21 protein-coding genes are annotated in these 22,576 nt (G+C 71.7%); 12 read left to right on the forward strand and 9 right to left on the reverse strand.

Features of this window, described 5'->3' with window-relative positions:
• Positions 1 to 137: 137 nt before the first annotated feature.
• Positions 138 to 1,286, reverse strand: coding sequence for a DUF7847 domain-containing protein (locus ACZ6MZ_RS32585; protein ID WP_469356111.1), 1,149 nt, complete (start codon positions 1,284 to 1,286; stop codon positions 138 to 140).
• A gap of 125 nt (positions 1,287 to 1,411) precedes the next feature.
• Between ACZ6MZ_RS32585 and ACZ6MZ_RS32590 the strand changes: the two genes are divergently transcribed.
• From ACZ6MZ_RS32590 to dapD, 4 genes are all read left to right on the forward strand, one after another.
• Positions 1,412 to 1,732, forward strand: coding sequence for a DMT family transporter (locus ACZ6MZ_RS32590; RefSeq protein WP_389790481.1), 321 nt, complete (start codon positions 1,412 to 1,414; stop codon positions 1,730 to 1,732).
• Positions 1,732 to 2,268 carry a TetR/AcrR family transcriptional regulator gene (locus ACZ6MZ_RS32595; protein WP_389790479.1) on the forward strand — a complete coding sequence of 179 codons (537 nt, stop codon included), beginning with the start codon at positions 1,732 to 1,734 and terminating at the stop codon, positions 2,266 to 2,268. The genes ACZ6MZ_RS32590 and ACZ6MZ_RS32595 overlap by 1 nt, the downstream gene beginning before the upstream one ends.
• Positions 2,269 to 2,316: 48 nt before the next feature.
• Complete coding sequence (locus tag ACZ6MZ_RS32600; RefSeq protein WP_469356113.1) at positions 2,317 to 2,520, forward strand: hypothetical protein; 204 nt, start codon at positions 2,317 to 2,319, stop codon at positions 2,518 to 2,520.
• A 112-nt stretch (positions 2,521 to 2,632) separates the two neighbouring features.
• Positions 2,633 to 3,622, forward strand: a complete 990-nt coding sequence (dapD, locus tag ACZ6MZ_RS32605) for a 2,3,4,5-tetrahydropyridine-2,6-dicarboxylate N-succinyltransferase (protein ID WP_469356115.1) — start codon at positions 2,633 to 2,635, stop codon at positions 3,620 to 3,622.
• 60 nt (positions 3,623 to 3,682) lie between these two features.
• On the opposite strand, the gene dapA is transcribed toward dapD, so the two are convergent.
• A complete protein-coding gene (gene dapA / locus ACZ6MZ_RS32610; protein WP_384183455.1) occupies positions 3,683 to 4,585 on the reverse strand; it encodes a 4-hydroxy-tetrahydrodipicolinate synthase in 903 nt (300 codons plus the stop codon).
• 485 nt (positions 4,586 to 5,070) lie between these two features.
• Here dapA and ACZ6MZ_RS32615 point away from each other — a divergent pair, with 485 nt between their 5' ends.
• Positions 5,071 to 5,649, forward strand: a complete 579-nt coding sequence (locus tag ACZ6MZ_RS32615; RefSeq protein WP_384183452.1) for an SMI1/KNR4 family protein — start codon at positions 5,071 to 5,073, stop codon at positions 5,647 to 5,649.
• A gap of 131 nt (positions 5,650 to 5,780) precedes the next feature.
• Here the strand turns inward: ACZ6MZ_RS32615 and ACZ6MZ_RS32620 are convergent, their stop codons facing one another.
• Positions 5,781 to 7,613: an endonuclease/exonuclease/phosphatase family protein gene (locus tag ACZ6MZ_RS32620; protein ID WP_469356119.1), complete on the reverse strand. Its 1,833-nt coding sequence runs from the start codon at positions 7,611 to 7,613 to the stop codon at positions 5,781 to 5,783.
• Between the two features lie 194 nt (positions 7,614 to 7,807).
• Between ACZ6MZ_RS32620 and ACZ6MZ_RS32625 the strand changes: the two genes are divergently transcribed.
• Complete coding sequence (locus ACZ6MZ_RS32625) at positions 7,808 to 9,298, forward strand: hypothetical protein (RefSeq protein WP_469356120.1); 1,491 nt, start codon at positions 7,808 to 7,810, stop codon at positions 9,296 to 9,298.
• Positions 9,299 to 9,396: 98 nt separating this feature from the next.
• Here the strand turns inward: ACZ6MZ_RS32625 and ACZ6MZ_RS32630 are convergent, their stop codons facing one another.
• Complete coding sequence (locus ACZ6MZ_RS32630; RefSeq protein WP_389792175.1) at positions 9,397 to 10,164, reverse strand: SDR family NAD(P)-dependent oxidoreductase; 768 nt, start codon at positions 10,162 to 10,164, stop codon at positions 9,397 to 9,399.
• Between the two features lie 103 nt (positions 10,165 to 10,267).
• On the opposite strand from ACZ6MZ_RS32630, the gene ACZ6MZ_RS32635 reads away from it, so the two are divergent.
• From ACZ6MZ_RS32635 to ACZ6MZ_RS32645, 3 genes are all read left to right on the forward strand, one after another.
• Positions 10,268 to 11,686, forward strand: coding sequence for an alkaline phosphatase PhoX (locus ACZ6MZ_RS32635; protein ID WP_469356122.1), 1,419 nt, complete (start codon positions 10,268 to 10,270; stop codon positions 11,684 to 11,686).
• Between the two features lie 390 nt (positions 11,687 to 12,076).
• Positions 12,077 to 13,657, forward strand: coding sequence for a TROVE domain-containing protein (locus tag ACZ6MZ_RS32640; RefSeq protein ID WP_469356124.1), 1,581 nt, complete (start codon positions 12,077 to 12,079; stop codon positions 13,655 to 13,657).
• A 63-nt stretch (positions 13,658 to 13,720) separates the two neighbouring features.
• The gene (locus ACZ6MZ_RS32645; RefSeq protein WP_078490871.1) at positions 13,721 to 13,948 is read left to right on the forward strand and encodes a hypothetical protein; all 228 of its coding nucleotides are present in this window, start codon (positions 13,721 to 13,723) and stop codon (positions 13,946 to 13,948) included.
• Between the two features lie 125 nt (positions 13,949 to 14,073).
• Here the strand turns inward: ACZ6MZ_RS32645 and ACZ6MZ_RS32650 are convergent, their stop codons facing one another.
• From ACZ6MZ_RS32650 to ACZ6MZ_RS32660, 3 genes are all read right to left on the reverse strand, one after another.
• Positions 14,074 to 15,273 carry a TerD family protein gene (locus ACZ6MZ_RS32650; RefSeq protein ID WP_469356126.1) on the reverse strand — a complete coding sequence of 400 codons (1,200 nt, stop codon included), beginning with the start codon at positions 15,271 to 15,273 and terminating at the stop codon, positions 14,074 to 14,076.
• A 40-nt stretch (positions 15,274 to 15,313) separates the two neighbouring features.
• Positions 15,314 to 15,535, reverse strand: coding sequence for a hypothetical protein (locus ACZ6MZ_RS32655; protein ID WP_389792183.1), 222 nt, complete (start codon positions 15,533 to 15,535; stop codon positions 15,314 to 15,316).
• Between the two features lie 110 nt (positions 15,536 to 15,645).
• Positions 15,646 to 16,455: an NAD-dependent epimerase/dehydratase family protein gene (locus tag ACZ6MZ_RS32660; protein ID WP_469356128.1), complete on the reverse strand. Its 810-nt coding sequence runs from the start codon at positions 16,453 to 16,455 to the stop codon at positions 15,646 to 15,648.
• A 253-nt stretch (positions 16,456 to 16,708) separates the two neighbouring features.
• On the opposite strand from ACZ6MZ_RS32660, the gene ACZ6MZ_RS32665 reads away from it, so the two are divergent.
• Positions 16,709 to 17,755 (forward strand): 5-dehydro-4-deoxyglucarate dehydratase, encoded by a 1,047-nt coding sequence (locus ACZ6MZ_RS32665; RefSeq protein ID WP_469356129.1) that lies wholly within the window; start codon positions 16,709 to 16,711, stop codon positions 17,753 to 17,755.
• Complete coding sequence (locus ACZ6MZ_RS32670) at positions 17,752 to 18,927, forward strand: hypothetical protein (protein WP_469356131.1); 1,176 nt, start codon at positions 17,752 to 17,754, stop codon at positions 18,925 to 18,927. The genes ACZ6MZ_RS32665 and ACZ6MZ_RS32670 overlap by 4 nt, the downstream gene beginning before the upstream one ends.
• Before the next feature lie 29 nt (positions 18,928 to 18,956).
• Here the strand turns inward: ACZ6MZ_RS32670 and ACZ6MZ_RS32675 are convergent, their stop codons facing one another.
• Positions 18,957 to 20,213, reverse strand: coding sequence for an MFS transporter (locus ACZ6MZ_RS32675; RefSeq protein WP_469356133.1), 1,257 nt, complete (start codon positions 20,211 to 20,213; stop codon positions 18,957 to 18,959).
• Between the two features lie 288 nt (positions 20,214 to 20,501).
• Here ACZ6MZ_RS32675 and ACZ6MZ_RS32680 point away from each other — a divergent pair, with 288 nt between their 5' ends.
• On the forward strand, positions 20,502 to 21,983 hold the full coding sequence (locus ACZ6MZ_RS32680) for an NCS2 family permease (protein ID WP_384183416.1): 1,482 nt from the start codon (positions 20,502 to 20,504) through the stop codon (positions 21,981 to 21,983).
• 51 nt (positions 21,984 to 22,034) lie between these two features.
• Here the strand turns inward: ACZ6MZ_RS32680 and ACZ6MZ_RS32685 are convergent, their stop codons facing one another.
• A complete protein-coding gene (locus ACZ6MZ_RS32685; protein ID WP_469356135.1) occupies positions 22,035 to 22,505 on the reverse strand; it encodes a GNAT family N-acetyltransferase in 471 nt (156 codons plus the stop codon).
• Positions 22,506 to 22,576: the final 71 nt, after the last annotated feature.

Raw genomic sequence — 22,576 nt, forward strand, 5'->3', positions numbered from 1 at the left:
GCTTCCGTCGTCCCTGTGGCTTCCGGTCGCCCCGGACCTCGAAGTCCATCGCACCCCTTGAACTGGGGTGTTGCAACGACCACTAGAACGCAAGCCGGGTCGTGGGGCCCTTTCGCGTGTTCCGCTACGGACCGGAGCTAGCGCGCGGGCGGGACGGCCGCGGCCTCGATCAGGGCGGCGGCCAGGTTCTCCTTGCGGATGCGCTGATCCATGTACAGCAGGTTCAGTACGAGCTGCGGGAACGTCGTCGTGATGAGCTGGCTGATCAGCTGGGAGAACAGGACCAGCAGCAGATAGCCGCCGACGGCCACCAGCAGCTGGGCGGCGGTCGGGTCGCCGTCGACGTCGGACGCGCCGATCATGCCGGGGAACAGGCCCACCACGTTGACCAGCTGCTGGATCACCATGCTCGTGACGGCCGCCATGACGTAGGCCAGCAGCGAGATCCCGAAGATCCGCCACCAGGCGCCGCGCACCAGGTCCGCCGAGCGGCGCAGGGCCGCGAGCGGGCCCTGCGCCTCGATCACGGCGGCCGCCGGGGCCAGGCTGAAGCGGACCCACAGCCAGACCGCCAGGGGCGCGAACGCCAGCGCGCCCAGGAAGCCGAGCGGGATCAGCCAGGTGGCCCCGCCGGAGCCGTCCAGCGCCACGTACGTGAACAGGATGGCGCCGAACCCCGCGAGCAGCAGGACCATCGGGACGAGGCTGATCAGGGCGCTGATGACGACCGTGCCGAGCACCGCGGGAATCCGGGCCGAGGCCCGGCGCCATATCGCGCCGAACGTGGCGGGACGCCCCAGGACGGCGTCCTGGACTATCGCGGGACAGGTGGCCTGGATCATCGCCGTGGCGGCCAGCAGCGCCAGCATGCCGAAGGCCCAGACACAGCCGAAGGCGATCAGCAGCGGCCGGATGTCGGTCCAGGACGGATCCACGTCGTACGGCGGGTCGAAGACCTTGGGCAGATGGTCGCCGACGGCGCCGTAGGCGACCGCCGCCGCGGCCGCGACCGCCAGCATGGCGGCGCCGTACACCGTCAGGGCCACCCCGAACAGCTGCTTCCAGTAGCGGCCGAGCGTGGCGAACGCGCCGCCCAGTATCCCGCCCAGGTCGAGCGGTGCCAGCGGGATGACCCCGGGCTTGGGCGGCGGAGGGGGCGTCCAGCCGCCCCAGCCGTAAGGACCCTGCGGGCCGTTTCCGTACGGACCGTTCCCGTACGGACCGTTCCCGTACGGACCGTTTCCGTGCGGTCCGCCGTCCCCGCCCCACCCCGTGCCCTGTGTCACCGCTGCCCCGCTCTTCCTCGCCCCTGCCCGAACGGCACACCGTAGCGGTTCGGCGCAGACCGGTGCGTACCGGTGCGCCCCAGGGGTGTGTACGACCGTACACATCGATGCGTACACTCGTACGCATGGGATACGGACTACTGGCCGCGGCCATCGCGGCGGAGGTGGCCGGCACGACGGCCATGAAATACAGCGAGGGCTTCACCCGGCTGTGGCCCTCGCTGCTGACCGTCGTCGGCTATGTGCTCGCCTTCACCCTGCTCGCGCAGACGCTGAAGACGCTCTCCATAGGCACCGCCTACGCGATCTGGGCCGGCGCCGGCACGGCGGTCATCGCCGCCATCGGCATGATCTTCCTGGGGGAGTCGGCGAATCTGGTCAAACTGGCCGGCATCGCCCTCGTGATTGCGGGCGTGGTCGTACTCAACCTCGGAGGGGCCCACTGATGAGCCGTCGTTACGACCCCGAGCGGCGCCAGCGCATCATCGACGCCGCGATCCGGGTCGTCGGACGCAGCGGTATCGCCGGGCTGAGCCATCGCACGGTCGCCGCCGAGGCCGATGTGCCGCTCGGCTCGACCACGTACCACTTCGCCTCCCTGGACGAAGTCCTGGTCGCCGCGTTGCGGCAGGCCAACGAGGGGTTCGCCGCCGCGGTACGGGAGAGCGAGGTCTTCGCCCACCCAGGGTGCGATGTGCCCGCCGAGCTGGCCCGGCTCACCGGGGAGTGGCTCGCCGGGGAGCGTACGGGGGTGGAGCTGGAGTACGAGCTGTATCTCGCGGCCCTGCGCAAGCCCGCGCTGCGCCCGGTCGCGGCCGAGTGGGGCGACGGCGTCGCCGAGGCCCTGGCCCGGCACACCGATCCGGTCACCGCGCGGGCGCTGGTCGCGCTGCTGGACGGGATCTGTCTGCAGGTGCTGCTCACGGACGCGGTGTACGACGCCGAGTACGCGCGCGAGATGCTGGGGCGGCTGATTCCGTGAGCCGGGCCGCCCGCCGGCCGCCCCGCCCGGCGGAGGTAAGTTGATCGAATGGACACCCCACCCCCGGGCCCTGAGATCACCTATGCCGAGTGCAGGCAGTGCGGCACGCTGATCGCCGGGCTCGACGGCCGCTACAGCTGTGGCGTCTGCGGCTGGGTCAACCACCACTCCGAAGGGCACGCGCCGCTGCCGCGGGCGGAGGACGACGTCGACCACGCGGCGGGCGGCCGCGATCCCAACCGTCTGAGCTGAGCGCTGCCCACCCGGTGCGCCGCGCCGGCCGGATACGCGTACGCGCGGGGGGACGCGCCCGTCACCTGAGACCGGTTCGCCCGCGCCCCGCCCCGCCCGTTAAGTTCTGAACATGACCGACACGACTTCTCCCCGCACCACCGGCGCCGTCGCCGCCGGCCTCGCCACCCTCGCCGAGGACGGCACCGTCCTCGACACCTGGTTCCCCGCCCCCGGACTCTCCGCGGAGCCCGGCCCGGCCGGCACGGAGCGGCTGACCGCCGAGCGTGCCGTGGAGCTGCTGGGGGACGGCGCGGCCAAGGCCATCGGGCCCGACGCACGCCGCGGGGTCGAGGTCGTCGCCGTCCGTACGGTCATCGCCTCGCTCGACGACAAGCCGCTGGACGCGCACGACGCCTATCTGCGCCTGCATCTGCTCAGCCACCGCCTGATCGAGCCGCACGGCCAGAACCTGGACGGTCTCTTCGGGCTGCTCGCCAATGTCGCCTGGACCTCGCTCGGTCCGGTCTCCGTCGGCGCCCTGGAGGCGGTACGGCTCAACGCCCGCGCCGAGGGGCTGCACCTTCAGGTGACCTCGGTCGACAAGTTCCCGCGGATGACTGACTACGTCGCCCCCAAGGGGGTCCGGATCGCCGACGCCGACCGGGTACGCCTCGGCGCGCACCTCGCCGAGGGCACCACCGTGATGCACGAGGGCTTCGTCAACTTCAACGCCGGCACGCTCGGCACCTCCATGGTCGAGGGCCGGATCTCGGCCGGCGTCGTCATCGGCGACGGCACGGACATCGGCGGCGGCGCCTCCACCATGGGCACCCTCTCCGGCGGAGGCAAGGAGCGCATCGTGATCGGTGAGCGCTGCCTGATCGGCGCCGAGGCGGGGATCGGCATCGCGCTCGGCGACGAGTGCGTCGTCGAGGCGGGGCTGTATGTCACGGCCGGTACGCGCGTGACGCTGCCCGACGGGCAGATCGTCAAGGCGCGTGAGCTGTCCGGCGCGAGCAACATCCTCTTCCGCCGCAACTCGGTCACCGGCGCCGTCGAGGCCCGTCCGAACAACGCGGTCTGGGGCGGCCTCAACGACGTGCTCCACAGCCACAACTGAGCACCACAACTGAGCACACCGGCCGTACCGGTCACGGCAGCGGTCACGCGGTCACGCTGGTCACGCCGGGCAGGCGGCGCCCGCGAGTTCTCCGTACGCCTTCAGCAGCCCGTCGGCCGTCTCCCGGCCGGCGGGCTGCAGCGGTTCACGGACCGGTCCCGCCGGCATACCGAGCCCGTCGAGCAGCGCCTTCGCGGTGACCGTGCCGGGCAGCCCGGACGCCATCATCAGCTCGGCCAGCGGCAGGGTGAGCTGGTTGAGGCGGACGGATTCGGCGCACGCGCCGGAGTCGTACGCGTCGAGGGCGGACCGCAGCTGCCGGGGCGCGACGTTGGCGACCGTGCTGACGAATCCGGCGCCGCCGACCGCGTACAGCGGGAGATTCAGCTCCTCGCACCCCGAGTAGTACGCGAGCGAGGTGCGGGCGATCACCGTGGAGCTGCCGAGCAGGTCGTACGCGCAGTCCTTGACGGCGACGATACGGGGGTGTGCGGCGAGGCGGAGCATCGTCGCCGGCTCGATACGGGTGCCGGTGCGGCCCGGGATGTCGTAGAGCATCAGCGGGATGCCCGCCGCGTCGGCGACGCGCAGGAAGTGCGCCTCGACGGCCGGCTGCGGCGGGCGGCTGTAGTACGGCGTCACCACCAGCAGGCCGTCCGCGCCCGCCTGTTCGGCCGCTCCGGCCAGTTCGATGGTGTGCCGGGTGTCGGCGCTGCCGACACCGGCGACGATCTGGGCGCGCCCGCCGACCTCCTCGCACACGGCCCGCACGAGGGCGGTCTTCTCGGCGTCCGTGGTGGTGGGGGACTCGCCGGTGGTGCCGTTCAGGACCAGTCCGTCGCATCCCTCGGCCACCAGATGGCCCGCGAGCTTGCGGGCGCCGTCCAGATCCAGCTCTCCGGCGGCGGTGAAGGGCGTGATCATGGCGCACAGGGCGCGGCCGAAGGGGCGTGGAGTGCTCATACCGGCAGTGTCCGCCGGAGCACTGTGAAGGTCCACTTAGTTCCTCTTGGGGTGAAGGTGTAGCTGCGCTGAAAAGTATCGGCCGATGAGGTGTCCGGCAGGGTCGGCGACGGCCTTGCAAGGGGCCCGATCCGGGAGAAGGCCGCACGAGGGGGATACGCCGTTCGGCCGCTGCGGCGGCCGGGGTATTGGTGCCGATGGCCGCGGCCGGATGCGCCGACCTCGGAAACCACCGGACGGTGACGTCCTGAGCCGTTAAAACGGGGCGCGCTGCCCGTATTTCGGCATCAAATGGTGATCGATTGACCGTTCGGGATGCGGCAGGATGCTCCCATGACGCGTACCTTCCGGCCCCCGCTGCTTCCGCTCTTACCGCCCCTCGCGACGAGGACCGGAGCCCCGCACCACGGCGTGCCGGAGGGGGCCTCGGGGTAACGGTGACCGAACTGTCAGAGGTCGCTGTTCCAATGGAGAGCATGGAGAGCATGGACACCGAATACGCCAACCCGGGCGAAGCGGACCGGAGCGAACTCGACGCGCTGCGCGCGGCCTTCCCGCCGGAGCACTGCACGCCGGCGCTGGGATGGGACGCGGTGCGCGCCTTCGAGCGTGAACAGGGGATCGTCCTGCCCGAGCCGTACCGCACGCTGGTCGCCGAGATCTGCGACGGCTGTAGCGAAGGGCCCGCCGATGTCGACGGGCTGATACCCGTGGCGGCCGTGCCCGCCGACTGGGGCTGCGACGAGAAGCAGCGGGTGCTGTCGAAGCCCTTCCCGCTCACCGAGGCCTGGGTGTGGGAGGACGACCCTCGTCCGTACGAGGAGATCGAGCCCCTCATCGACGAGGTGTGCAACCACGGCAGCGTGGTGCTGGGCACGGACGGCTGCGGTATGTACTGGCATCTTGTCGTCACGGGCGCGCACCGGGGCCGGATCTGGAACATCAGCGACGTGGGCGCGGCGCCCTTCGGAGCGGCGTTCGGCCACCCCACCGCCGAGGGCTTCGCCGCCTGGGTGGGCCACTGGGCGGCCACGCGCCGGCCGTGGTTCGACGTCGTGGTCTGAGGGGCGCCGGTCCGGGCCCGCTCGGGATCACCCGGCCACAGTGGCGGCGGTACACACCGCGATCAGCCTGAGCGCCGGGTGAGAGCGGTGGTCCGGCCGTACGTGGGGTATGGCCGGACCACCGCGGCTTCTCAGGGGCGGAAGCGCAGCACCTGCGGGTCGTGGTCGCTGTTCTGCTGGGCGAACTCCGCGTTGATGTGCACGCTGTCGTAGTCGAAGGAGCCGCCGGTGATCGACGGACTGGTCAGGATCTGGTCCAGGACCTGCGTGTTGCCCTGGTAGACGTACGAGTAACGCTCCGAGGCGGGCAGGGACTTCACCGCCGGGTAGAGCGCGCCGCCGGCGGACAGCGCCTTGGCCGTGTCCGAGAACTCGAAGTCGTTGATGTCGCCGAGGACGAGGACGTCCGCGTCGCGCTGCGCCGCGAGGATGTCCTTGACGAAGGCGTTCACCGACTGTGCCTGCTGGAGCCGCTGGACCTCGGAGACACGGTTGACCGGCTGGTGGTGCGAGGTCAGGCTCTCGTCGCCGCCCTTCGAGGCGAAGTGGTTCGCGATCACGAAGACCGGGCGGCCGCGGAAGGAGAACTCACCGGCGAGCGGCTTGCGGCTAGTCGTCCAGGCGGCGTTCGCCGGGTCGATCCGGCCGGGTGAGAGGGTGAGGGCCGCGCGGCCGTTCGCGCGTACGACGCCCGTCGCCGTCGTCGCGTCGCCGCCGGGGCGGTCGGTGAAGGAGACCCGCGCCGGGTTGTAGAGGAAGACCTGGCGGATGTTGCCGCCGGGCGCGCCGCCGTCCGTGTTGTTCTCCGGGTCGACCGTACGCCAGGCGTAGGAGGGGCCACCGGCCGCGGTGACCGCCGCGGTGAACTTCTTGATGGTCTCCTCGGCGGACACCGTTCCGTCGTTCGTGGCGCCCGTGTTGTCCTGGATCTCCTCCAGCGCCAGGATGTCGGGGGAGGCCAGGTTCCGCACGACCGCGTCCGCGAGCGCGTCGAACTTCGCCTGCGGGTCGGAGGGCGCGAGGTTCTCGACGTTGTACGTGGCGACCGCCAGCTCGGCGTCGCGCTGCGGACGGGTGGTCTCGCGCGTCAGCTTCCGGTCGGTGACCGTGCCCAGCGTGCGGGCGACGAGCGTGTAGCCGCCGTACTGGTTGAAGTCCAGGGGGCCTTCGGTGGTCCCGGACAGGGTGTCGCCGACGTTCGCGGTCGGGAAGGGCCGCTCGGCGACCGGAGCCAGCTGCTGGATCTGCAGCCGGCCGGTGTTCTGGGACGTGTACGAGCCGTAGACCGTGCCGCCGCGGCGGTTGTCGTTCTCCTGCGGCTTCACCGTCACCCACAGCTCGGCGAACGCGTCGGTGGCGCCGACCACGCGCGAGCCGCCGATGCGGACGTTCATGCCCTCCAGCGACTCGTAGTGGTCGAGGGCGTAGCTACGGGGCTTGAGAGCAAGGCCGTTGATGCTGCCGTCGGCCGCCGGGTCGCCCTTCGGGGCGTACGCCGAGGGCACCGACTTCTCCGAAATGGTGACCGGCGCGGGGACCTTGTTGCCGGCGGAGACGACCGTCACCTTCGGCGAGGTGATCTGGGTGAGCGACTGGTTGCCGGAGGCGGCGCCGCCGGGGATGTACTCGGCGACGGTGCCGGAGACCAGCACGGAGTCGCCCACGGCGACGGTCGGCGCGGTGCTGGTGAAGACGAAGACGCCCTCACTGGTGGCGTCGTCGCGGTCCGGGTTCGGGTCCTGGATCCAGAAGCCCCGGGAGCCGGAGGTCCGTACGCCGGTGACGATGCCGGGGACGTCGGTGACCGGGGCGCTCACCAGCGGCGATATTCGGCCGGTGCCCTGAATGCCGTGGATCCGGATCTCCGCGGCGGTGGCGGGGCCCGCGCCGGCGAGCAGTCCGGCGGCCAGAGCGGTGGCGACGAGAGCGGGCACGGCGGCCGCTCTCGGTACGGAAGAAGGCATCACTGAACTCCGGAAGTGAGGGACGAGGGTGGTTCCACGCGGTTCTACGCGCGTCAATCTCTTGGCTGGACGAGCTCTTGTCAAGGGCGCCCGGCTGTACGCCGCTTGTCGGGGACAGGAACCGGGTGGGAAGGGGCCAAAAACGTCTACGCTGGAAAGGCATTGATCCCGCACGCCGCAAGGAGAACCGCCAGATGCCCGGAGACCTCCCCACCCTGCCGCCGGTGCGACTGCCCTCGGACGCGGAACTGGCGCGGGACGCGCTCGCCGCCCCGCTGCTCGCCCGCGCGGTGCGCCTCGCCCGCTGGGCGGGGCCGGGGACGCGGGTCGGGGCCGGCGGCGAGCTGGTCGACGAGCAGCTCCCCGCGGCGGCTGAAGTGCTCGGCCTCGGCGACGAGCTGACGGAGGGGGACGGCGAGGCGTACGCGAGCGAGGCGTGGCGGGTCGCCGTCGATACGGGACTTGTCACGGTCGAGGACTCGGACGAGGACGCGCACGGCCGCTCGGACGAGGACCACACCGCGGGGCGCGTCACCGCGGGCCCGCAGCTCGGGCGGATCACCTCCGGCTCCCCCCAGGACATCCTGTCGCTCTGGCTGGACGCCCTCGACGTCGTGTTCGCCGACGCCACCGCGCCCGTCCTGGACGACCTGGCCGCGGCCATCGGCGACGACGGCGAGATCGACCTCGAGTCGCTGGACTGGGATCCGGAGGCGGAGGCGGAATTCCTGGAGGGCGTCCTCGGCAATCTCTACCTGCTCACCCTCGCCGACGGCGACGCGGCGGAAGGCCCCGTACCGCTGCCCGTCCTCGCCGCCTCGATGATCGTGCCCGAAGACATGGGCGACCCCACCGACGACATCCTGGAGCAGGTGTCCGAGGCGATGATGCGGCTGGACGACCAGTTCCGGCTGCTGGAGCCGATCGGACTCGTCTCGTACACGCCGGTGGACGAGGCCCTGATGGCGGAGGACAGCGAGGACCAGGCGAACGGGTCCACCCCGTCCATCGACGCGGAGGACGTCACCCGCTACGGGATGGTCCAGCTGACGCCGCTCGGGCTGCACGGCATCAGGTCACGGATGCTGGCGGCGGGGGTCGACGCCCCCGCCGTCGGCGATCTCGCGGACAAGGACGCGCACGCGCTGCTCGACGGCGTCGCGCACTTCCCCGAGCTGTCCGCCCGCGCCGAGACGGAACAGTGGCTGGCCCGCCGCGCGCCGGCGGAGGCCGCGCGTGAACTGCTCGCCGCCGCCCGCGGCACCGACCCCGGCGCTCCGCTGCGCCGCCTCCACTGCCAGCAGGCGCTCTCGCTCGTCGGCGCGGAGGCCGAGCCCGCGGTACGGGAGGTCCTGGACGACGCGGAACTGGGCGGCCTGGCCCGCGTCTGGCTGGCCGAGCTGGGGGCCGGTGACGTGCCGCCGCCGCCCGAGTCGATGATCTTCTGGCTGGCCATCGACACGATCGCGGCGCAGCTCGACGCCGAGGACGAGCCGGCCGAACTCCAGGAACTGGTCGAGAGCCTGGTCGGCCGGCACCGCGGCTTCTTCGACGCGGCGTGGCGGGTCGACCATCCGGCGACGGCAGAGGTGCTGGAGGCGATGGGGCGGCTGCACCGCGACCGGGCGGCGTCGAAGGACGCGCGGAAGGCGGCGTTCAAGGCGCGCTCGCGTGGGAGCGCCTGAGGGGTACGGACACGGGGTCGCCCGGCGGGGGATGAGGGCCGGGGGGTCGCACGGCGGGGGGTGGGGGCCGGGGCCGGTCCCCACCCCCCGCCCGGCCCCTACATACGGAGATGCGACGCGCCGTTCAGGTCCAGGATCGCTCCCGAGGACCACTCCGCCGACGGCGACGCCAGCCAGAGCACCGCGTCCGCCACTTCCTCCGGGGACGCCACCCGGCCGAACGGGCTCTGCGCGCGGATCGCGTCACCTTCGGCGCCGGCCAGCCGGTCCGCCACCCGTTCCGTGCTGAAGAAGCCCGGGGCGACGGAGGCCACGCCGATGCCGTGCGGGGCCAGGGAGACCGCCAGGGACTGGCCCAGGGCGTGGACCGCCGCCTTGGTGGCGCCGTAGGCCGGGTGGTCCGGTTCGCCGCGGAAGGCGCCCCGGGAGCCGATGTTGACGATCCGGCCCGCCGCGCCCCGGTCGATCATGGAGCGGGCGGCGCGGTGGCTGAGCAGGGCCGTGGCCAGGAGGTTCACGGACATGTGGCGCTGCCAGGCCTCCGCCCACTCCTCGTACGACGTCGTGGCCAGCGGATGACGCTCGTTCACCGCCGCGTTGTTGACCAGCACATCGATCCCGCCGAGCGCCTCCGCCGCCTCGTCCGCGACCCGCGCCGCCCCGGCCGGGTCCGAGAGATCGCCGCCCACCAGGGCATGGCCCGTACCGGCCAGCGACGACAGGGTGAGCCGGGCGTCCGAGGCGCGGCTGCCGTAGTGGACGGCGACCCGGTCGCCGTTGGCGGCGAAGGCCCGGGCGACGGCGCGGCCGAGGCCGCGGGAGGCGCCGCTGACGAGGACACGGCGGCCGGTGGCTGGCAGGTTCATGGAAGGGGGCCTTTCGATGTCGGACGGTGTTCAACCGGCGTTCAGGCGCGGGCGGGAGTGTCGGGAGCGTAACCCCGACTCAGGTGCCCTTCAGGAGACCGTGATGCCGCTGACCCGCAGGGAATTCACCGGAAAATCCGCACTCACCGGGGCGGGATTCGTCGTCACCGGCGCCGCGGGCGCCCTCGCCACCGCGCCCGGCGCGCTCGCCGCCGAGGATGCTCCCGAGGTCAGCGGCGCGGCCGCGCCCGAGCCGGGGTACGGACGGCTGGTCCCCGACCGCCGGGGCATGCACGCGCTGCCGGCCGGCTTCTCGTACCAGGTCATCACGCACAGCGGTGTCACCAAGCTGGAGACCGGCGAGGACACCCCCTCCAACCACGACGGCACCGCGACGTTCGAGGGCCCGCGCGGAGTCACGCTGCTCGTCAACAACCACGAGCTGAAGGGCCCCAGGGCCGACTGGCAGTACCCGGTGCCGCTCACCGAGGGCCTGGTGTACGACCCCGCCGCGGCCGGCGGCTGCACCGTCGTCGAGACCCACCACGACGGCCACACCGCGGAGTGGGTCGGCATCGCCGGTACCTCCACCAACTGCGCCGGCGGACGCACCGCCTGGGGCACCTGGCTCACCTGCGAGGAGAACTCCGACCGGGCCGGTGAGAACGGCATGACCAAGGACCACGGCTATGTCTTCGAGGTCGACCCCTACGACCGCCGCGCCAACCGTGACCCGCGGCCCGTCAAGGCCTTCGGCCGCTTCGACCACGAGGCCGTCGTCGTCGATCCCCGTACCGGCTACGCCTATCTGACGGAGGACGCCTCGGGCCCCAACGGGCTCCTCTACCGGTGGGTTCCGCCGCACGGCTTCAAGCACGGGCGCGGCCGGCTGCGCCGGCTCGCCGACGACGCGGGCACCCTGCAAGCGCCCCGCTGCTTCGACGCGGGCGGCCGCTTCGTCGACGACCTCTCGCGCGCCACCAAACTGGGCACCGTCTACGGCGTGGACTGGCTGGACGTACCCGACCGGGACGCGAAGACCGTTGACGTGCGGGAGCAGTTCGACGGCGAGGACGTCACACGGGCCAGGAAGCTGGAAGGCATGTGGTGGGCGGACGGCGGCGCGTATCTCGTCTCCTCGTACGCCCGTGACGAGAGCCCGGGCGCCCCGCACGACGGGCAGGTGTGGTTCTACCACCCCAGGCGGCGCACGCTGATGCTCAAGGTGCTGCTGGGCGTCAACGCAGAACCGGACCGGGACGGCGCCTTCGACGGCCCGGACAACATCACCGTCTCCCCGTACGGCGGTCTGGTCATCGCGGAGGACGGTGAAGGCGTCCAGCACCTGTTCGGCGCGACGGAGCGCGGTCGTACGTATCCCCTCGCCCGCAACGACCTCAACGACAGCGAGTTCACCGGCGTCGTCTTCTCGCCCGACGGCCGCACGCTGTACGCCAATATCCAGGAGCCGGGCATCATGCTGGCCATCACCGGCCCGTGGCGGCGCTCGCCGCGGCACTGACCGCGCGGTATGCCCGTACCGACGCCGCCGGTTCCACGCTCCGCCGAAAACCCGTGGCACCCGCTCGGTCGCCCCTCCTAAAGTGATCCTTGTCCAGGTGCGACAGGCAGGACCTACTTCCACTTCTAATGGGGAGGCCGCGGGTTCGAATCCCGCCACCGGCATTTCGTGCCGGTGTAGCTCAGTTCGGCAGAGCACCACACGTCGGTTCCGCCGGCCTTGATCTCTGGACATTCGACTTCAGGCACGCACCTCCCGGTGCGCGGGCCGCGGCTACTTCCTTTCCCGAAATCACGCCGCGGCCACTTTGATCTCGGGAGGCGCGGCGTGCCGCTGTGCACGCCGCGCTTTCCCTGAACATCCGGCATTCTGGAATTCGGGGGAATTCTCATGGCCCGCTTCAACACCCGTACCACCAAGGCCCGCACCACGTCGCCCGTACGGTCGGCCGGTGTCACCACGCGCACCCACGAGGGCGGCGCGGGCGTCCTGCGTGACCCCAAGTCCGAACTCTTCCTGCTCGCCGTCGCCAACTTCGTCGCGCAGCAGACATTTTACGAGCCGGGCGACGAGCGCGACGACCGGTTCGCCGGGCTCGTGCGCAAGCTCGCCGTCGAGGACCCGGAGTGGACCGCCGCGCTGCTCGGCTGGCTGCGGAACGACGGCCGGATGCGCACCGCTTCGATCGTCGGCGCCGCCGAGTACGTCAAGGCGCGGCTCGACGCGGGCGCCACGGACGGCCCGGCCAACCGGCAGGTCGTCACCTCCGTCCTGCTGCGCCCGGACGAGCCGGGCGAGCTGCTCGGCTACTGGACCTCGCGGTACGGCGGCAATGTCCCCAAGCCCGTCAAGCGCGGCATCGCGGACGCCGTCCGACGGCTCTACAACGGAAAGTCGCTGCTCAAGTACGACACCGCCGCCAAGGGGTACCGCTTCGGCGACATCCTCAACCTGGTCCATGCCGCGCCCGACCCGGCGAAGCCGTGGCAGGGCGAGCTGTTCCGTTACGCCCTCGACCGGCGCCACCACCCGGAGGCCGCCGTCCCGCCCGTCTCGGACCGCGTCCTCACCGCCCACCGGGCGCTGATGGGGCTGCCGGTCGCGGAGCGGCGGGCGGTGGTCACCGCCCGCGACGGCGCGGCGCGTCTGGCCGAGGCGGGCATGACCTGGGAGGCGCTCGCGGGCTGGCTGCAGGGCCCGATGGACGCGGCGGCCTGGGAAGCCGTCATCCCGTCCATGGGCGCGATGGCCCTGCTCCGTAACCTGCGGAACTTCGACCAGGCAGGGGTCGGGGACGAGGTCGCGGCGGGGGTCGCGGCGAAGATCTCCGATCCCGAAGTGGTCGCGAGGGCAGGACAGTTCCCGTTCCGCTATCTCGCGGCGTACCAGCACGCGCCGTCGCTGCGCTGGGCGTATCCGCTGGAGAAGGCGCTCGGTCATTCGCTGGCCAATGTGCCGTCGCTGTCCGGCAGGACGCTGATCCTGGTCGACCGTTCGGGTTCGATGTGGAACCGGCTCTCGGACCGCTCCGAGCTCAACCGCGCCGACGCCGCCGCGATCTTCGGTGCGGCGGTGGCGATGCGGGCGGCGGACGCCGATCTGGTGGAGTTCGGTACGACGAGCGCGCCGGTGGCCTACCGGCGGGGCGAGTCCGTGCTGAAGGTCCTGGAGCGTTTCGGGAGCCTCGGCGGCACGAACACCACCGAGGCCGTCCGCACCCACTACCGGCGCCATGACCGCGTGATGATCATCACGGATGAGCAGGCGGCATACCACGGTCACGGGGATCCGGCCGGGCAGGTTCCGGCGGATGTCCCGGTCTATACCTGGAATCTCGCGGGGTACCGGGCCGGGCACGCCCCGTCCGGTCAGGACGGGCGGCATACCTTCGGTGGCCTGACGGACGCGGCGTTCCGCATGGTCTCGCTGCTGGAGAGCGGACGGGACGCGGACTGGCCCTGGAAGGGGTGATCCGGCGGCCCGTCGGACGCCGGGCATGGCGCGGCAGGGCCCCTTGGGCGCATACTCCAAGTAATGACAAAGTCAGCCGGATCCCGGCGCCACCTGCCGTCCAGTCCCTTCAACCGCCAGGCCCCGGCCTCACCCCCGCCCGAGCAGTTCGATGTGGGAGACCGTGTCTCCCACGATCAGTTCGGGTTGGGCAGAGTCATCGGAGTCGAGGGCGAACATGCCGTGCTCATCGATTTCTCGGGGCGACAGGGGAGGATCCTGAGCCCCTTCGCCAAGCTCACCAAGCTCTGAAGCCGAGCCTGGAGCGGGAGGCCGAGCCCCTGGGCCGCCGCGGGTCCTGAGGGACCGCGGCGGCCCGTAGGGGCGTCTTTTTTTGCCCGCCCGCGCGGCCGCCCCCCGGCCGCCCGCGCCGTCGGTCAGAGGATCTTCGCGGCGGGCTTCACCATGCCGCGGACCGTGCGGGACTTCACGAACTCCCCGAGGCCGGTCATCTCCCACTCGCCGGAGAACTGCTTGATCAGCTTCGCCATCATCACGCCGGTCTGCGGCTCGGCGGTGGTCAGGTCGAAGCGCACCAGCTCCTCGTCGGTGGCCGCGTCGATCAGCCGGCAGTAGGCCTTGGCGACCTCGGTGAACTTCTGGCCCGAGAACGAGTTGACCGTGAAGACCAGGCCCGTCGCGTCGGCGGGCAGCCGGCCGAGATCGACGACGATCACCTCGTCGTCACCTGCGCCCTCTCCCGTGAGGTTGTCGCCGGAGTGCTTGACCGCTCCGTTGAGGATGGAGAGCTTGCCGAAGTAGCAGCTGTCCAGGTGGTTCCGGTTCGGACCGTAGGCGATCACGGAGGCGTCGAGGTCGATGTCCTTGCCGCGGTACGCGGGCTCCCAGCCGAGGCCCATCTTGACCTGGGAGAGCAGCGGGCGGCCGCCCTTGACCAGGGACACCGTCTGGTTCTTCTGGAGGCTGACCCGGCCCTTGTCCAGGTTGATCTTGCCGCTGCCCGGAGCGGCCGCGGGCGGGGCGGGCGCAGCGGCCGGCGCCGGGGGAGCGGCGGCGGCGCGCGGGTCCGCCACGGCGGGGGCCGGAGCGGGCACGGGAGCGGCCGCCGGGGCGGGCTCCTCGACCGAGACGCCGAAGTCGGTGGCGATGCCGGCGAGTCCGTTGGCGTATCCCTGGCCGACCGCGCGGACCTTCCACGCGCCGTTCCGCTTGTAGATCTCCACGATCACGAGGGCGGTCTCGGCGCCCAGCTGCGGCGGGGTGAAGGTGGCGAGCGCGCGGCCGTCGGAGGCGTCACGGACCGTCGCGGTGGGCTCGATGCCCTGGAAACTCTGGCCCGCGGCGTCCGGGCTCGCCGTGACGACGATCTTCTCGATACCGGCGGGGACGGCCGCGGTGTCGACGACGATCGCGTCCGGCGCGGAGCCCCCGCCCGAGCGGTAGCTCACACCGGGGCCGGCCGGCTGGTTGTAGAAGATGAAGTCGTCATCTGAGCGCACCTTGCCGTCGGCGGTGAGCAGCAGGCCCGATACGTCGAGCCGCACCGGAGCGGCGACGTCCACCGCCACATGGGTGGTGGAGAGGGGGATGTTCGAGCCGGGGGTCATAGCTGTCATGCCAGACGTAACGAGCGAACCCGCTTTACCGTTCCCTTACCTACCGCCGATTGCGCGGATGACCGCGCGCCGTGCGTTCGTTTCCGAATTTGTACGCACCGGTCCAGCGCGCCATCACCAGTTGGGCGTCGCCCGACTCCACCTCGGCGAGGAACTTCTCCGCCCGGCCGCCGCGTAGCACCGTGGCGGCGCGGCCGCGATGCGTGATGACGACCGAGCCGTCACCCCGCTGCTGATAGTTGAATCCGAAAGGCCGGGGCATCCGCTCATCGTGCCCGTACGCGCATGCGGCCGTCGCGCGAATTGTTCCGCCGGTGCCGCTCGTCCGCCTGTCTTCCTCGTCCGCCGGTCCCGCTCGTCCGCCGGTCCCGCTCAGTGGGGCCACAGCGGCGGGTTGGTGGTGAAGTGGCCGCCCAGATGCGCGTGGTCCGGATTGTCCGGGTCCAGTTCGCCCTGTTCCGCGATGAGCTTCTCGGCGTACTGCTCCGAGTCGTCCTGGGGCTCGTACCCCAGCGCCCGCGCCGTCGTCAGGTCCCACCACAGCCGGGTGTTGGCGGAGGAGCCGTAGACGACGCTGTGGCCGACGTGGTCCGCGGTGAGCGCGGCGTGGAAGAGCCGGGCGCCGTCGCCGGGGCTCATCCAGACGGAGAGCATGCGGACCGAGACCGGTTCCAGGAAGCAGGAGCCGATCCGGACGGAGACGGTCTCCATGCCGTGCAGATCCCAGTAGAGCTGCGCGAGGTCCTCGCCGAAGCACTTGGAGAGTCCGTAGTACGTGTCGGGGCGGCGCGGGGCGTCGATGGGGATGAGCGGATCATCGCCCCGCGGGCGCGGGGTGAAGCCGATCGCGTGGTTGCTGGAGGCGAAGACCGTGCGCCGGACGCCTTCCGTGCGGGCCGCCTCGTAGAGGTTGTACGTCCCCTCGATGTTGGCGCGCAGGATCTTGTCGAAGGAGGCTTCCAGCGAGATGCCCGCGAGGTGGATGATCGCGTCGACGCCCCGCACGGCCTCCCGCAGGGCCTCCTTGTCCGCCAGATCGGCGGTGATGGCGGCCGGCTCGCCCTCGATGGGGGTGGCGTCGAAGAGGCGCAGTTCGTAGCCGTACGCGGGCAGCAGGCCCCGCATCAGGGTGCCGAGGCCGCCGGCGGCGCCGGTGAGCAGGACGGTGCGGGGTGCGGACATGGGCGGAATCTCCTCGACGGCTCGGATCCCAACTCAGATCCGTAGACGATATTCACATGCGTGGACACGCTAAGGAGTGGTGTGCGGCACCGTCAAGTGTCGCGCGGAGGGGGTTGATCCGTCTCTGGGTTGCGGTTTCCCGTCTTGACCTGCGGCGCGCGGCTGCCCTAGCGTGGCAGCGTTCAGAGATATGGACGTCGATCAGAATTGTGCACGAGCGGTCAGCGCTCGGCGCACGGCCCAGGGAGCGCCCGTGACCTCAGCCCCGCTCGCCGCCCGCCTCACCCGAGTGGAGGGGCCGCTGTTCTTCCCCGTCACCGCGTACGGACCGGACGGCACCCTCGACCTCGACGCCTTTCGCGCGCATGTCAGAAGGGGCGTCGACGCGGGAGCCGCCGCGGTCTTCGCGTGCTGCGGCACGGGGGAGTTCCACGCCCTCACCCCGGAGGAGTTCCGCGCCTGTGTCGCCGCGGCCGTCGAGGAGACGGCGGGCCGGGTTCCCGTCGTGGCGGGGGCCGGTTACGGCACGGCGCTCGCCGTCCAGTACGCGAAGGCCGCCGAGGAGGCGGGTGCGGACGGACTGCTCGCCATGCCGCCCTATCTGGTCGTCGCCGACCAGGAGGGCCTGCTGCGCCACTACACCGCGCTGGCCGCCGCCACCGGCCTGGAGACCATCGTCTACCAGCGTGACAACGCCGTCTTCACCCCCGAGACCGTCGTCGAGCTCACCAAGGTGGACGGGATCATCGGCCTCAAGGACGGGTACGGCGACCTCGATCTGATGCAGCGCATCCTGAGCGCCGTACGCACCGAGGAGCCCGGTCGCGACTTCCTCTTCTTCAACGGCCTGCCCACCGCCGAACTCACCGGCCTCGCCTACCGGGGCATCGGCGTCACCCTGTACTCCTCCGCCGTCTTCTGCTTCGCCCCGGAGATCGCCCTCGCCTTCCACCGGGCCCTGACCACCGGCGACGACGCCACCGTGAACCGCCTCCTGGACGGCTTCTACCGCCCGCTGGTCGAACTGCGCGCCAAGGGACGCGGATACGCCGTCTCGCTCGTCAAGGCGGGTGTCAGGCTGGGCGGACTGGACGTCGGGGAGGTACGGCCGCCCCTCAGCGAGCCGCAGCCCGCGCACATCAAGGAGCTCGGCGAGATCATCGAGCGGGGCTACGCCCTCCTCGGGGACGGCGCCGGCGCCGGGAACGGCCCGAAGGACAGCGCGGACGACGGCACGCAGGATGGCGCTCGGGACGGCGCGGACGACGGCGCGCGGGACAGCACGGAGGGCGGCGCGTGAAGACCTCCGCGTTTCTCTATCCCTGGGACGTGACGGGCGACCCGGACGCCGCCGCGAGGATCGCGGACCTCGGAGTCCAGCAGGTCACCCTCGCCTCCGCCTACCACTCCACCCGCGCGCTGACCCCCCGTCATCCGCGCCACCGCGTCGTCACCGCCGAGCACGCCGCCGTCCTCTACCCGCCGGACGAGTCCCGCTGGGCGGGGCACGACCTGCGTCCGTACGCCGCGGGGGCCTGGGCCCCAGGCGATGCCTACGGCGAGGCCGCCGAGGCGCTGGCCGGCGCCGGTCTCGACGTGCACAGCTGGGTGGTCCTCGCGCACAACTCCCGCCTCGGCGCCGAGCGTCCCGACACCTCCGTGGTGAACGCCTACGGCGACCGCTACCCCTGGGCGCCCTGTATCGCGCGGCCCGCCGTCGCCGCGTACCTGGTGGAGCTGGCGGCCGAGGCGGCCGTACGTCCCGGGGCGCGCGGCACCGAGCTGGAGTCCTGCGGCTGGTACGGACTGGCTCATCTGCACGCCCACGACAAGATCGCGGGCGTCGGCCTCGGGGACGCGGCACACTATCTGATGTCGCTCTGCTTCTGCGCCGACTGCCGGGCGGGATACGCCGCACTCGGGGCGGACCCCGACGAGCTGGGCGGCGCCGTCCGGCGCGCGCTGGAGCCCGTCTGGGCCACGGGTTCCGCCGAGGCGGGAAGGACCGCAGTCGAAAAGCTCCTCGGCGCGGATCTCGCCGCCGTCACCTTCGACTGGCGCGGCGGGAGCGCCCGTACGCTCCAGGAGTCGGCGGTCGCGGCCGTACGGGCGGCGGCGGAACCCGGCTTCCAGGTGCTGCTGCACGCCGACCCCGCGCCTTACCGCACCGGCGCCAACGCGGGCGTGGACCCGGCGCACATCCTGGGTGTCGCGGACGGGGTGGTCCTGCCCTGCACCGGCGGCGCGGCGGAGGCGATGCTGACGCCCTTCGCGGACCACCGGTCCGAGTCCTCCGTCCTGGCCGCCAACTTCACCGTCGTCAGCGGGATGGGCGGCAGCCCGGCCACCCTCGCCGAGGACGCGGCGCGGGCCGAGGCGCTCGGCGCGACCGAACTGCGCCTGTACCACGCGGGGCTGGCCTCGGACGCGGACCTGACGTCGGTCGCGGCGGGCCTGTCACACCTCGGCTGAGAGCCTGTCGGGTGGCTTTCGATCAGAAGTCATCCGACAGGCCCCGAGCCCGCTCCCGCGCGTTCGTCCCGGCCGTCCGTGGCCGGGACGGCCCGGCGCCGCGCGTGACGGGGAGCGGCCAGGGCGATACCCGTCAGCAGCCCGATCGCCCCGGCCACGGGCAGCAGTACGGTGATGTCGACGAACGCGATCAGGCCCGCGCCGAGCCCCAGCGCCACCGCGTTCGGCGCGAAGATCAGCGTGTTGGCGGTGGCGGCGGTCCGGCCGAGCACCGCGGCCGGGATCTCCCGCTGCACCGCCGTCAGCGCCGCGATCAGCACGCACGGCAGCCCGAGCCCGACCCCGAAGGAGCCCGCCAGCACCACCGCGTCGTACGGCAGCGCCCGCAGCCCGACCGAGACCGCGAACAGCGCGATGCCCGCGGCCGCGAACACCCGCTCCGGCAGTCTGCGCAGCAGCGGACCGGCCGCCAGCCCGATCAGTACGGACCCGGCCCCCTGCACCGCGTACAGCAGCCCCAGATAGCTGGGGGCGCGGCCGAGGCCCTGGTCGACGACCGCGAAGGCCGTCGCGCCGTTGAGCCCGGCGAGCAGCATCGTGACCGACGCGGCGAGTACGAGGGGGCGTACGACAGTGGAGCCCCGCAGCCGGCGTACGCCCTCGGTCAGCCAGGCGAACCGGGCCCCCGTGGGTTCCGGGGCCGGCTTCTCCTCCCGTACGCGCATCATCGCGAAGAGCCAGGCGGCCAGGACGAACGTCACCGCGTCGAGCACCGCCACGGGCCCGCCGCCGAACCGGGCGTAGAGCCCCGCGCCCGCGAGCGGCGCGATGAGCTTCATGCCCTCGTTGGCGGTCATACGCAGCCCGTTGAAGTCGCCCAGCAGCCGCTTGTCGACGGCGGTGGCGACGAGGGCCGTCTCCGCCGCGTCCTGGACGACCCCGTTCACCCCGTACAGGAACAGGACACAGAACAGGAGCCAGACGCGGTCCGCCGAGTCGACGGCGAGCAGCGAGACCAGCAGCGCCGCCATGGCGAGATTGCTGCCGATCAGCAGCGGCCGCCGGCGTACCCGGTCGGCGACCGTCCCCAGCAGCGGCCCCACCAGCGTCGGGGCCCACATCGCGAAGACGGTGAGCGCGGCCAGACTGTCGGAGCCGGTCAGTGACTTGACCCAGATGCCGGACGCGAGCCACAGCGCGGACGTACCGAATCCGGACACGATCACCCCGGACAGATACAGCCCCGCGTTACGGTCCCGCAGGACGCTCCCACCGGTCCATCCCATGCCCCCACCAGCCCTTTCGCCCCACCCGAGCGCTCTGTCTCGCACGGGTCGCCAGCGTGGCAGCTGAGGTCCGGGGAGGGGCATCGGGCAATCGCCCTACTTCCGGGCGGGAGAAGGCCTTAGGCGGCGGTCGCGGCACAAGGACGGCGGTCGCGGTACAAGGCGGTCGCGGCACAAGGCGGTCGCCGCACAAGGGGGAGCGATGCGTAACACGGTCGAGACCTGATCTGTTCCTGACAGGGGCACAATCCACCTACCCCCCGTGACCGTCAGCCAGCGAGGAGCACCATGTCAGGCCGGACCGTGGACAGGACACCCGAGACACCAGAGACGCCGGAGACCCCCGTGGGGGCCGCGCCGTCCCGGGGGAGCGCCGTCGACCGCTACTTCAAGATCAGCGAGCGCGGTTCGACGTACGGACGCGAGATACGCGGCGGCTTCGCCACGTTCTTCACGATGGCCTACATCCTCGTGCTCAACCCGATCATTCTCGGCGGCGCCGAGGACAAGTTCGGTGCCCATCTCTCCGGGCCCCAACTGGTCACCGTCACCGCGCTGGTGGCCGCCGTGATGACCGCGATCATGGGGCTCGGCGGTAATCTGCCGCTCGCCGTCGCCGCCGGCCTCGGGCTCAACGCCGTCGTCGCCTTCCAGCTCGCGCCCCTGATGAGCTGGCCGGACGCGATGGGACTGATCGTTCTGGAGGGCCTGCTGATCTGCGGGCTGGTTGTCACCGGGCTGCGCGAGGCGGTCATGCACGCCATCCCGCAGTCGCTCAAGCAGGCCATCAGCGTCGGGATCGGCCTCTTCATTGCCTTCATCGGCTTCATCGACGCGGGCTTCGTCACCCGCATCCCCGGCGAGACCGGCTCCGTACCGGTCCAGCTCGGCGCCTCGGGTCAGCTCGCCGGCTGGCCCGTCCTGGTCTTCTGTCTCGGTGTGCTGCTGACCGTCGCCCTGGTGGCCCGCAAGGTGAGGGGCGCGATCCTCATCGGCATCGCCGTGACGACCGTCGTGGCGGTCGTCATCAACGAGATCGCCGACATCGCGCCCGCGGCCTGGGGTCTGACCGCGCCGTCCGTTCCCGAGGACATCGTCGCGGCGCCCGACTTCGGGCTCGTCGGCGCCTTCAGCCTCTTCGGCGCCTTCGAGCAGATCGGCGTCGTCACGCTCGTCCTGCTGGTCTTCACGCTTCTCCTGAGCGACTTCTTCGACACCATGGGCACCGTCGTCGGTGTCTCCAACGAGGCCGGGCTCCTCGACGAGAACGGCAAGGTGCCCAACCTCGGCCGGGTCCTGCTGATCGACGGCGCGGCGGCGGTGGCGGGCGGCGCGGCCTCCGCCTCCTCCAACACCTCGTACATCGAGTCGGCGGCGGGCGTCGGCGAGGGCGCCCGTACCGGCTTCGCGTCCCTCGTCACCGGCGCTCTCTTCGGGCTCAGCCTGTTCCTCGCGCCGCTCGCGCTGATCGTCCCGGCGCAGGCGGCGGCCCCGGCGCTGGTCGTGGTGGGCTTCCTGCTGATGGCGCAGGTACGGAACATCGACTGGGAGAAGTACGAGATCGCGATCCCGGCGTTCCTGACGATCGTCATCATGCCGTTCACGTACTCCATCACCAACGGCATCGGCGCCGGCTTCGTCGCGTACGTCCTCATCAAGACGGTGCTGGGCAAGGCGCGCGAGGTGCACTGGCTGCTCTGGGGTACCGCGGCGCTCTTCCTCGTCTACTTCGCCATCGACCCGGTCGAGCAGCTGTTCCACGCGGGCTGAGGGCTGATCGCCTTCCATGAGGCCTGACGGCTGATCGACGAGCCGGGCCGCTCACACGCCGAGGGTGAGGACCAGCTCGTCGATCTCCTCGCCGCGCCCGGGCGCGAAGTCCCTGTGGTGCCCGCTGACCGTGAAGCCGCACTTCTCCAGCACCCGGACCGAGCCCGTGTTGTCGGCGGCGGCGCGGGCGAACAGCGGCCGTTCCGGTACGAGCACGAGCAGCTCCCGCAGCGCGGAGGTCGCGATGCCGCGGCCCCAGTACGCGCGGTCGATCCAGTACGTCACCTCGCGCTCCTCCGGCGGCCCGTACACCGCGGTGTTCCCCACCACCGCGCCGTCGGCCAGCACCGTGCGCAGCACATCGGCCGAGTCCAGGATCCGCGCCCAGTGGGCCTCGAAGCGGACCCGGTCGGCGGGGTCCTCCACCGTGAAGGCGGCCATCCGGTTCGCCTCGGGGTCCTGCGTCATCGCGAAGAAGGCCGACAGATCGCTCTCCCGTACCTCCCGCAGCCGTACGTCCATCACCACCGCCTTACATCCGCCATCGCCTTACACCCACCGTCGCCTTACATCCACCTTTGCCTTACATCCGC

The organism is Streptomyces sp. NPDC042201, assembly GCF_055582185.1.